General features: G+C 59.4%; 11 protein-coding genes and 1 tRNA gene. 9 read left to right on the top strand and 3 right to left on the bottom strand.

Going from position 1 to position 9,739, the window contains the following annotated elements:
• Nucleotides 1-200: hypothetical protein (locus tag WMO44_RS10905; protein ID WP_349152603.1), on the top strand; the 200-nt coding region annotated here is incomplete at its 5' end.
• 275 nt (nucleotides 201-475) lie between these two features.
• Entirely contained in the window at nucleotides 476-2,050 is a 1,575-nt protein-coding gene (locus WMO44_RS10900; protein WP_349152602.1) for a lipase family protein, read from the top strand.
• A 57-nt stretch (nucleotides 2,051-2,107) separates the two neighbouring features.
• On the opposite strand, the gene WMO44_RS10895 is transcribed toward WMO44_RS10900, so the two are convergent.
• The 3 genes from WMO44_RS10895 to WMO44_RS10885 all read right to left on the bottom strand — a co-directional run bounded on the left by WMO44_RS10895 (nucleotide 2,108) and on the right by WMO44_RS10885 (nucleotide 3,447).
• On the bottom strand, nucleotides 2,108-2,527 hold the full coding sequence (locus WMO44_RS10895) for a PPC domain-containing DNA-binding protein (protein ID WP_349152601.1): 420 nt from the start codon (nucleotides 2,525-2,527) through the stop codon (nucleotides 2,108-2,110).
• Nucleotides 2,528-2,598: 71 nt separating this feature from the next.
• Nucleotides 2,599-2,916 carry a hypothetical protein gene (locus tag WMO44_RS10890; RefSeq protein WP_055187611.1) on the bottom strand — a complete coding sequence of 106 codons (318 nt, stop codon included), beginning with the start codon at nucleotides 2,914-2,916 and terminating at the stop codon, nucleotides 2,599-2,601.
• A gap of 455 nt (nucleotides 2,917-3,371) precedes the next feature.
• Nucleotides 3,372-3,447, bottom strand: a tRNA-Val gene (locus WMO44_RS10885).
• 233 nt (nucleotides 3,448-3,680) lie between these two features.
• On the opposite strand from WMO44_RS10885, the gene ruvC reads away from it, so the two are divergent.
• From ruvC to WMO44_RS10850, 7 genes are all read left to right on the top strand, one after another.
• Nucleotides 3,681-4,193 carry a crossover junction endodeoxyribonuclease RuvC gene (gene ruvC / locus WMO44_RS10880; RefSeq protein WP_349152600.1) on the top strand — a complete coding sequence of 171 codons (513 nt, stop codon included), beginning with the start codon at nucleotides 3,681-3,683 and terminating at the stop codon, nucleotides 4,191-4,193.
• A 249-nt stretch (nucleotides 4,194-4,442) separates the two neighbouring features.
• Nucleotides 4,443-5,054, top strand: coding sequence for a Holliday junction branch migration protein RuvA (gene ruvA, locus WMO44_RS10875; RefSeq protein WP_055186644.1), 612 nt, complete (start codon nucleotides 4,443-4,445; stop codon nucleotides 5,052-5,054).
• 3 nt (nucleotides 5,055-5,057) lie between these two features.
• A complete protein-coding gene (gene ruvB / locus WMO44_RS10870; protein ID WP_055186645.1) occupies nucleotides 5,058-6,113 on the top strand; it encodes a Holliday junction branch migration DNA helicase RuvB in 1,056 nt (351 codons plus the stop codon).
• Between the two features lie 47 nt (nucleotides 6,114-6,160).
• Nucleotides 6,161-7,036, top strand: a complete 876-nt coding sequence (locus tag WMO44_RS10865) for a class I SAM-dependent methyltransferase (RefSeq protein ID WP_005921982.1) — start codon at nucleotides 6,161-6,163, stop codon at nucleotides 7,034-7,036.
• A 111-nt stretch (nucleotides 7,037-7,147) separates the two neighbouring features.
• Nucleotides 7,148-7,987, top strand: a complete 840-nt coding sequence (locus WMO44_RS10860; RefSeq protein WP_112090966.1) for an energy-coupling factor transporter ATPase — start codon at nucleotides 7,148-7,150, stop codon at nucleotides 7,985-7,987.
• A gap of 13 nt (nucleotides 7,988-8,000) precedes the next feature.
• Complete coding sequence (locus WMO44_RS10855) at nucleotides 8,001-8,915, top strand: energy-coupling factor transporter ATPase (protein WP_005921980.1); 915 nt, start codon at nucleotides 8,001-8,003, stop codon at nucleotides 8,913-8,915.
• Nucleotides 8,915-9,730, top strand: a complete 816-nt coding sequence (locus WMO44_RS10850) for an energy-coupling factor transporter transmembrane component T family protein (protein WP_005921978.1) — start codon at nucleotides 8,915-8,917, stop codon at nucleotides 9,728-9,730. Before WMO44_RS10855 ends, WMO44_RS10850 begins: the two co-directional genes overlap by 1 nt.
• Nucleotides 9,731-9,739: the final 9 nt, after the last annotated feature.

Genomic DNA, 9,739 nt, shown 5'->3' with positions numbered 1-9,739 from the left:
GCGACAGATTCCCCTTTTTGTCACCTGCGGTGACATCTTCCCCCGGCCGGGGGAAGTCGGCCCTCTCGGGGGAGCAAGCGCTCGCCCGCAGCGCCGCGCTTTCGCAGAAAGCGGCGCTGCAAATGCCGTTTGCCTTTACGACCCCTCCCGTGAAAATGCGTTTGGAGCGCTCCGCAGAGCGCGACAAACGCGAAATTTAAAATATTCTTTCCGCTGAATATGCGCAGAGTGCAACGACGACGACCGCCGCCAGCGGCGGAAACAGGGAGGAGTTGTTGGGGCAGCGGCCAGCAAGACGCAAGTGCCGCTCAAGGCACGATGCGGATGCTGGGTGCCGCAACCCGATAGCGGCGCGTATCCTAAATCGTCCCGTCTGCCGCCGCAAGTAAAAATTGCATCCGGCGGCAAAAAGGATTATACTATAAAAAAGCCTGCGGTGTACAGGCCGCAGAGGCGGATGTGAGGGGATGAAACCATGAAACGACGGGATTTTTGCAAGGGTCTTGCGGTGACCCTTGCGGCGGGAGCACTTGCTCCCGCTGCGGCGCTGCCGCAGGCCGGGGCGGCTACGGCGCTGGTCGGCCGGGCTGTGCCAGACGACTACTATACCCTGTGGTACCGCAGCGACCGCAACAGCGCCGACCTGCGGCACGACTACTATTACAGCGACAGCCTGTTCGACCACCCTGCCACAGAGTACGACAACCAACTGGCGCTGGCCACCTTGGGCATGGCGGTGGCCGCCGACTGTACATGGGAGAGCGACCAGCGCTATTGGATGGAAGGCGAGGTCGGCCGCGCCGACCATATCCGGGACGCCTTTGCAAAGCTGGGCTTTACCGAGGTGCAGCTGTTCAACTATACCCACAGCCTGAACGACACCCCGGACACTGTGGCCTGTGCCGTTGCCCGCAAAACGCTGGTGCGCGGCGGCAGACAGGTGACTATCATCGGGGCGTTCCTGCGCGGCTCCGGCTATGGAGCTGAGTGGTCCGGCAACCTTCATGCAGGGCCCGGCAGCGCCCACACCGGCTTTGTGACGGCGGCGCGGCAGCTGGTTGAAAAAATACGCGGATACGTTCAGGCGTCGGCAAAGCGTCAGCCGCTGGGCACCCTGAAGCTCTGGATGGGCGGGTACAGCCGGGGCGGCGGCGTGACCAACCTTGTGGCAGCGCGTCTGCCCGCCGTGCTGCCGCAGCTGGAAAAGAAAAACACCTACGTCTATACCTTTGCCGCTCCGGCAGCTCTGACGGCGGCAGACTGCCCCGACCTGCAACAGGATTTTGACAACAACCACACGGCAGACGGCAGGCTGAAAAAGGACTGGGGCACCAGCAACATCTTCAATATCGTTTCCAGCGGCGACGTGATTCCCCGGGTGCTGCCCGCAGAGTGGCGCTTCTACCGCAACGGCAACGACCGCTTTCTGCCCTCCACGGTCATCCCGGAGGAGCTGGAGGCGCTGAACGACCGCAGCACACGGATGGAGGGCACGCCGATAGACTTCGAGCGGCTGGCTGTCTCCGAGGAGACCGATGCCGTGCTACGCTCCATGCTGGATCTGTTCTGCGACCGTCAGACCTACTACGAGGACTACGAGGACGCCATGCGCTGTATGCTGCAATGCGCGACCACCCGCACGGAGGAAGAAGTGACCCAAGGCATCATACGGGACGATGCTGCCGTGGTGGCACAGCTGCGCAGCATGGAGCTGATGCAGCGTTTCCCACAGGAAAAGGTGGAGCGCAGCGTACAGGCGGCTTCGGCGCTGAGCCGCCCGGTGCTGGAAAAGCTGGGCAGCGCGGTGCCGCTGCAGGCGCAGCAGATCGTCATCCCTATGCTGGCGGTCGGTCTGTGCTTTGAATTGCAGCCGGATACCGTGCAGCTGGTGGCAGACTTTGTTCTGTCCACCATCACGGTAAAAGGGCAGCTGAGCGGCATTTTAAAGACCGTGATGTGCCACTTTCAGGAAAACTACATCACCGTGCTGGAATCCTACGACCCCGCCGATCATGGCATGGAGCCCTACACCCGGCAGGAAGAACTATAAGCAAAAGGCCGCTGCGCAGACATCGCGCGGCGGCCTTAGTTCGTTTTACGGCAAAGCTCAGAACTTGAACAGGTTCAGCCCGGTAATGGGGTCGTATTGGCGGTCTACCGTGCCGTCCAGAACATCCACCACCATCTCACAGGTGGCGCTGACCACCGCCCGGTTCAGATGCCCGCCGAACACTTCGCCCTTGTCGTTTCCGGCGCTCATGTGCAGGTGGGTGTAGAACGCACCGTTCATGGTGTTGATGGTGCCGGTCAGGGACACGATCTCAAAGCTGCCGCTGAAGGTGTTGGCGTAGTATTGCTTTTCCGCTACATCGTATACGCCCACCGTAAAGCTGTTGGTGGCACCCAGCGCCTGCACGGCGGCAAGGCGGATGTTTTCCTTCAGGGCAAGCTCTTTGACCTGTTCAAGGATCTCCTCGTCCTTGTCGATGCGTACAATGATCTTATTGCCAAAACGTTTGTATTCCATGGGGAAGCATCTCCTTTATGTGTGTTTTTGTGCGTTGTCTTTTGCCGGGGACGAGTGCGGCAAACTGGAATTTATACCCGGTACTTGTCTCGATTTATAGTCATATCAACCAAATGAAATACAAGTAAGATAATAAAAAAAACGGAAACTATTATTATTCCTGCGCCCGGCTTGATAAAATCAATTATACCGCCAAGACAAAAGAGCATTGCCCATGTCTTAATCCGTTTTCCAGTAACTCTGCATATTTTCTCTGTGTTTAATCCAGTATAATCTCCTGATAAAAACAGCACACTTCTTTCTGTATTCCTTGATTTGATAAAAAATCTTCCAACAAAAAAGAGAACAGTTGCCATCAGTAAATCAATAAATATAATTATTATTTTCATTTTCAACACCTCTAATTCTAAGTTCACAACTTCCAATTTACTGGGCTAAGCCGAGTATACCATACTCTCCAATGAAAGAACACCCCCGATATAGTGAAATTTTGCCATTTTCCTGCGTACGTGCGTACACGCTCCGCAGGGATTCCAAAGGGGCTATGCCCCTTGGCACACAGACTTTGGAACAAAGTCTAGTGTGTTACACCTTGTCAGAGGTGTACAGGCTCCCGGTACGCACGTACGCAGCGACTACTCCCAAACGCGCCATATAGGGGGACGACCAAGTTCGCACAAAGCGAACTTGATTCCGCAAAGCAAAAGGCAGGATACCACTATCATAGTGATACCCTGCCTTTGCTCGTTTAACGCTCTGTGTAGTCCTTCCGCAGAACTTCCGATAAACAAAAAACGTACCCGAACCCTTTCTCGTAAAGAATCGGGTTCGAGTACGAACTGTATGGTGGACGGTACAGGACTCGAACCTGTGACCTCCTGCACGTCAAGCAGATGCTCTACCAGCTGAGCTAACCGTCCATATTCTGTTTTGCCGAAATCAGCTAGATTATAATACCATATCCGATGCCGAAAAGCAAGGCCTTTTTTCAAAAATTGTAAAACTTTTTTGAAAAAGCACCCCGAAACCCGGCTTCTGTGCGGTATAGCGCGGGTTTTGGGGCGGCTGGCAACAGCTTTCTTGTTGCCCCCAACCAGACGTTGTGCTATAATAGAAAACTATAATAGGAGTAGTGTCGGAAAGGGAACACAGCATGAGAGTTTTGGGCATCGACCCCGGTTACGCCATCGTGGGCTGGGGCGTGGTGGAGTATGCGGGCAACCGCTTTGCGCCGGTGGATTTCGGCGCGGTGTGCACGGACGCGGGCGTACCGTTTGAACGGCGGCTGGACGAGGTGTATACCGGCATCAAGGAGGTCATCGCGCGCACGCAGCCCGAGGTGCTGGCCATCGAAAAGCTGTTCTACCAGCACAACCAGACCACCGTGATCGGCGTAGCCGAGGCGCGCGGGGTCATACTGCTGGCGGCGGCGCAGGCGGGGCTGCCCATCTACGAGTACACCCCCATGCAGGTCAAGCAGGCGGTCACCGGCTACGGCAAAGCTGTGAAAAAGCAGGTGCAGGAGATGACCCGGGTGCTGCTGCATCTGCCCGCCGTGCCAAAGCCGGACGATACCGCCGATGCGCTGGCTATGGCCATTACCTTCTGCCACACCAACGGCAACCAGCTCAACCGCTATACCCGCCGGGTGGCGGGCCCCATCTGACCGCATACCACAGCCGCCCTGCGGGGCGCGGAAATCAACTTTTGAAGATTGCCCCAGAGCAAAAGCCTTCACCCCTTGGGGGGAAGGTGGCGCGCAGCGCCGGATGAGGGGTAATTTCCCTGTAAGCAGCCGTTTGTCTGCGCCCTCATCAGTCACCTTCGGTGACAGCTTCCCCCGACCGGGGGAAGCCTTTAGAGGAAAATTGATTTCTATGCCTGCAAAGCGGCGGGTCTTGACTGAGAGGATTCTATGATCTACTGTCTGACTGGAAAAATCGTGAAAAAAAGCCTGAACGCCGTGGTGCTCAGCTGCGGCGGCGTGGGCTATTATACCCAGTGCCCGGCCAGCGTGGCGGGGGCACTGCCCGGTGTGGGGCAGGAGACCACCCTGTACACCGTGATGAGCGTGACCGAGAACGATGTGAGCCTGTACGGCTTTGCTACCGAGGAGCAGCAGGCCTGCTTTGAGATGCTGACCGCCGTGTCCGGCGTTGGCCCCAAGGTGGGGCTGGCCATCCTCAGCGTCATGGAGCCGCAGCGGGTGGCGCTGGCCATCTCGGCGGGGGACCACAAGGCGTTCAAGGCTGCCTCCGGCGTGGGGCCGAAGCTGGCGCAGCGCATTGTGCTGGAACTGAAGGATAAGGTGGCCAAGGGCTTTGTGGACGGCATCTCGCTGGAGGATGTGGCCGGCTCTGCTGCCGATACGCCCGCGACCCAAAGCAGCGCACAGGCTATTGCGGCGCTGGTGTCGCTGGGCTACAGCCAGAGCGAGGCGGCACTGGCCATCGCAAAGATCGATGCCACGCTGCCGGTGGAAGAGATCATCAAGCTGGCCTTGCGCAGCATGGCAGGCAGGAGGTAAGCAATGCAGGACGATACCGCGCTGTACGGCGCAAAAATGATGCAGCCCGCCATGACCCCGGCGGACAGTGAGGAAAATAACCTCCGCCCGCAGCATCTGGAGGACTACATCGGGCAGGAAAAGGCCAAGCAGAACCTTAAAATTTATCTGGAAGCCGCCAAGCGCCGGGGCGAGCCGGTGGATCACATTCTGCTCTACGGCCCGCCGGGTCTGGGCAAGACTACGCTGGCGGGCATCATTGCCAACGAGATGGGGGTGCAGATCCGCATCACCAGCGGCCCGGCTATTGAAAAGCCCGGCGACCTTGCCGCCCTGCTGACCAACCTGCAGGAGGGCGATGTGTTGTTCATCGACGAGATCCACCGCCTGTCCCGGCAGGTGGAGGAGGTGCTGTATCCCGCGCTGGAGGACTACGCGCTGGATATCATGATCGGCAAAGGCCCCAGCGCCCAGAGCATCCGCATCAACCTGCCCCGCTTCACGCTGGTGGGCGCTACCACCCGCGCCGGACAGATCACCGGCCCGCTGCGCGACCGCTTTGGCGTGCTGCTCAAGCTGGAACTGTACAGCCCGGACGAGCTTTCCCGCATCATCATGCGGTCGGCGGGCATTCTGGATCAGCCCATCACCCCGGAGGGCGCTTACGAGCTGGCAAAGTGCAGCCGTGGCACCCCCCGCGTGGCCAACCGCTTTTTGAAGCGCATCCGCGACTTTGCCACCGTGCTGGGTGACGGCATCATCGATCGGGACGTTGCGCTGCTGGGTCTGAAGCGGATGGACGTGGACGCGCTGGGTCTGGACGAGCTGGACCGCAGTCTGCTGCGCGCCATCATTGAGATGTACAACGGCGGCCCGGTAGGTCTGGAAACGCTGGCCGCCGCGCTGGGCGAGGAGGCGGTCACGCTGGAGGATCTGTGCGAGCCGTATCTGATGCAGATGGGCTTTTTGACCCGCACCCCGCGCGGACGCTGTGCCACCCGCCTTGCCTACGAGCATCTGGGCATGAAAGCCCCGGAGACCGGCAGCGCCGAGGAAAACGGCCAGCAGAGCCTGTTCTGACTTTTATATAAAGGATTATTTGAAGCAGTAAATGGAAGGAGGACGCTATGCGCCCTGCAGATACTTGGAAAGACTATGAACTGCTGGATGCCACCGACGGCAACCGGCTGGAACGCTGGGGAGAGACCCTGCTCATCCGCCCCGACCCGCAGGTGGTGTGGAAGACCCCCAAGCAAAGCCCCCTGTGGGCAAAGGCAGATGCCATCTACCACCGCTCCAATCAGGGCGGCGGCGAGTGGGAGTACCGCCGCCGTCTGCCGGAAAAGTGGAAGATCAGCTGCGGCGAGGGGGAGGATAAGCTCACCCTCATCGTCAGCCCCACCGGCTTCAAGCACACCGGCGTGTTCCCGGAGCAGGCGGTCAATTGGGCGTGGTACCAGCAGAAGATCCGCGCCGCGAACCGCCCGGTGAAGGTGCTGAACCTGTTTGGCTACACCGGCGGCGCTACGCTGGCTTGCGCCGCTGCCGGTGCTACCGTCTGCCATGTGGACGCCTCCAAGGGCATCGTGGCATGGGGCAAGGACAACGCCGTGGCAAGCGGCCTGACCGACAAGCCCATCCGCTGGCTGGTGGACGACTGCGCCAAGTTCGTGGCGCGGGAAAAGCGCCGCGGCAACACCTACGACGGCATCATCATGGACCCGCCCAGCTACGGGCGCGGCCCCGGCGGCGAGATCTGGAAGTTGGAGGACTGCATCTACGACCTCATCAGCCAGTGCGAAGAGGTGCTCAGCGATACCCCGCTGTTCTTTGCGGTCAACAGCTACACCACCGGCCTGTCCCCGGCAGTCATGGAATATATGCTCAAGACCACGCTGGTGCCCCGCTTTGGCGGAAAAACCAGCTGCGACGAGATCGGTCTGCCGGTGTCTGCCACCGGCGGCGTGGTGCCCTGCGGCGCCACCGCTATTTGGGAAGAATAAAAGTAAAATATTATCTCAGTCACGGCGACAGCCGTGACTGAGATAAATATATGCTAAGAATGGGGTACAGCCCCTTTCGGAGGGGCGCACCACCAGAAAGAGAAACAAAGCATGAGTGATACGATTTTAACTGCTGAAAATTTGAAGTTCCGCTACGATGCCGAGCAGCCGGTCTACGCGCTGGACGGCGTATCTGCGCAGGTGAAGCGCGGGGAGTTCGTGGCGGTGCTGGGTGCAAACGGCTGCGGCAAATCCACGCTGGCCAAGCACTTCAACGCCATTTTGCTGCCCGAGAGCGGCAAGGTGTATGTGGAGGGCATGGATACCGCAGACGAGGACAAGCTCTACGATATCCGCCAGACCGTGGGCATGGTGTTCCAAAACCCGGACAACCAGATCGTGGCGACTGTGGTGGAAGAGGACGTGGCTTTTGCGCTGGAAAACCTCGGCGTGCCGCAGGACGAGATGCGCCGCCGGGTGGACGATTCCATGAAGATGGCCGGCATCTACGAATACCGCGAGCGCGCACCCCACAACCTTTCCGGCGGTCAGAAGCAGCGGGTGGCCATTGCCGGTGTGGTTGCCATGCGCCCGGACTGCCTGATTTTGGACGAAGCCACCGCCATGCTGGACCCGCGCGGCCGCGAGCAGGTGATGCAGACCATCCACTACCTGAACAGGAACATGGGCATCACGGTGGTGTCCATCACCCACTATATGGAAGAAGCTGCACAGGCCGACCGTGTGCTGGTGATGAGCAAGGGTCATGTGGTGATGGAGGGTACCCCGAAAGAGGTGTTCAGCCAGACCGAAAAGGTGCGCAGTCTGCATCTGGACGTGCCGCAGGCCGCTGAGCTGCGGGACGAACTGGTGAAGGCCGGTATCCCGATGCCGGAGGGCATCATCGACACCGGTGCCTGCGCACAGGCGCTGTATGAACTGCTGCAGTAAGGGGGCGGACGAAATGGCAGATATCATTAAGGTAGAACATCTGAGCTACGTCTATAACCCCGGCCTGCCCACCGCAGTGACCGCGCTGGACGACGTGAGCTTTACCGTAGAAGAGGGCGATTTTGTGGGCATCATCGGAGCGACAGGCTCCGGCAAAAGCACCCTTATCACCCACATGAACGGCCTGAACAAGCCCACCAGCGGCAAAATTTACATTGACGGCCGCGATTTGTGGGCAGACCCGGAAAAGATCCGGGATTTCCGCTTCCTCACCGGGCTTGTGTTCCAGTACCCGGAATACCAGCTGTTTGAGGAGACCTGCTACAAGGACATCGCCTTTGGCCCCAAGAACATGGGCTTGGACGAAGCCGAGGTAGACCGCCGCGTCCACGAAGCCGCAGACTTTGTAGGCTTAGACCCGGCGCTTTTGGAGCGCAGCCCCTTTGAGCTGTCCGGCGGTCAGAAGCGCCGGGTGGCGGTGGCGGGTGTGATGGCCATGAAGCCCCGCATCCTTGTGCTGGACGAGCCCGCCGCCGGCCTTGACCCGGAGGGACGGGACGATATCCTTTCCGAGGTGAAGGAGTACCACAAAAAGACCGGCACTACCGTGCTGCTGGTGTCCCACAGCATGGAGGATATTGCCAAGTACGCCAACCGCGTGCTGGTGATGAGCAACAAAAAAATTGCCATGTATGACACGGTGGAAAAGGTCTTTGCCCGCGCCCCGGAGCTGCTGGAGCTGGGGCTGTCGGTGCCGCAGGTGACTAAAATTTTCCTCAAGCTGCGGGAGATGGGGGTGGACGTCCCGGCGGACGTGTACACCATCCCCTATGCGGTCAAGACCCTGCTGGAAGCAAAGCGCCGCCGCGATGCCGGGGAAAGCCTTGTGCTGCCCCGCAGCGCTGCACAGAAAGGGGGTGCTGTCTGATGCTGCGAGATATCACCATCGGTCAGCACTTCCCGGGCAACAGTCTGGTGCACCGGTTCGACCCCAGACTGAAGCTTGTGCTGACGGTCGCCTATATCGTGCTGCTGTTTGCAGCCTCCAACCCCCTAGGGCTTACTTTGTCCATCCTCTTTTTGGGGGTCATGTACAAGGTGGCAAAAATTCCGGTCAAGATGATCGGCAAAAGCCTGAAGCCCATTCTGCCCATCGTGCTGTTCACGGCGGTGCTGAACTTGTTCTTTGTTTCCGGCGAGGGCGACCCGCTGGTGCATTTCTGGTTTTTGAACATCTACGCCGAGGGCGTGCGCTACGCGGTGCTGATGGCGGTGCGCGTGATGGCGCTCATTGCGGGCACCAGTCTGCTTACCTACACCACCAGCCCCATCGTGCTGACCGATGCCATTGAGCAGCTGCTCAAGCCCTTGGGCAAGCTGCACTTCCCGGTGCACGAGCTGGCGATGATGATGAGCATTGCGCTGCGCTTTATCCCCACCCTCATCGAGGAGACGGATAAGATCATGAACGCGCAGAAGGCGCGCGGCGCACAGCTGGACACCGGCAAGATGACCGACCGGGTCAAGGCGCTGGTGCCGGTGCTCATCCCGCTGTTCATCTCGGCCTTCCGCCGCGCGGACGAGCTGGCTATGGCCATGGAGTGCCGCTGCTACCGCGGCGGCACAGGCCGCACCCGCCTGAAGGTGCTGCGCTGCGAAAAGCAGGACTACATCGACCTTGCGGTGTGCATCGCCTGCTTTGCCGTCATCCTTGCCTCCCGGCTGGTGTTCCCGAATTATTAAAGAGGAGAA

It is taken from the genome of Faecalibacterium tardum, assembly GCF_040096515.1.
Lineage (GTDB): Bacteria > Bacillota > Clostridia > Oscillospirales > Ruminococcaceae > Faecalibacterium > Faecalibacterium tardum.
Note: the sequence above shows the minus strand (reverse complement) of the source record. Positions and strands in the feature narration are given on the sequence as shown.

Excerpts from the sequence above, each read along its gene's own strand:
- WMO44_RS10860 (WP_112090966.1), top strand. The coding sequence starts at position 7,148 with ATGAGTGATACGATTTTAACTGCTGAAAATTTGAAGTTCCGCTACGAT.
- WMO44_RS10900 (WP_349152602.1), top strand. The coding sequence starts at position 476 with ATGAAACGACGGGATTTTTGCAAGGGTCTTGCGGTGACCCTTGCGGCG.
- WMO44_RS10850 (WP_005921978.1), top strand. The coding sequence starts at position 8,915 with ATGCTGCGAGATATCACCATCGGTCAGCACTTCCCGGGCAACAGTCTG.
- WMO44_RS10865 (WP_005921982.1), top strand. The coding sequence starts at position 6,161 with ATGCGCCCTGCAGATACTTGGAAAGACTATGAACTGCTGGATGCCACC.
- ruvA (WP_055186644.1), top strand. The coding sequence starts at position 4,443 with ATGATCTACTGTCTGACTGGAAAAATCGTGAAAAAAAGCCTGAACGCC.
- WMO44_RS10855 (WP_005921980.1), top strand. The coding sequence starts at position 8,001 with ATGGCAGATATCATTAAGGTAGAACATCTGAGCTACGTCTATAACCCC.
- ruvC (WP_349152600.1), top strand. The coding sequence starts at position 3,681 with ATGAGAGTTTTGGGCATCGACCCCGGTTACGCCATCGTGGGCTGGGGC.
- WMO44_RS10895 (WP_349152601.1), bottom strand. The coding sequence starts at position 2,527 with ATGGAATACAAACGTTTTGGCAATAAGATCATTGTACGCATCGACAAG.
- WMO44_RS10890 (WP_055187611.1), bottom strand. The coding sequence starts at position 2,916 with ATGAAAATAATAATTATATTTATTGATTTACTGATGGCAACTGTTCTC.
- ruvB (WP_055186645.1), top strand. The coding sequence starts at position 5,058 with ATGCAGGACGATACCGCGCTGTACGGCGCAAAAATGATGCAGCCCGCC.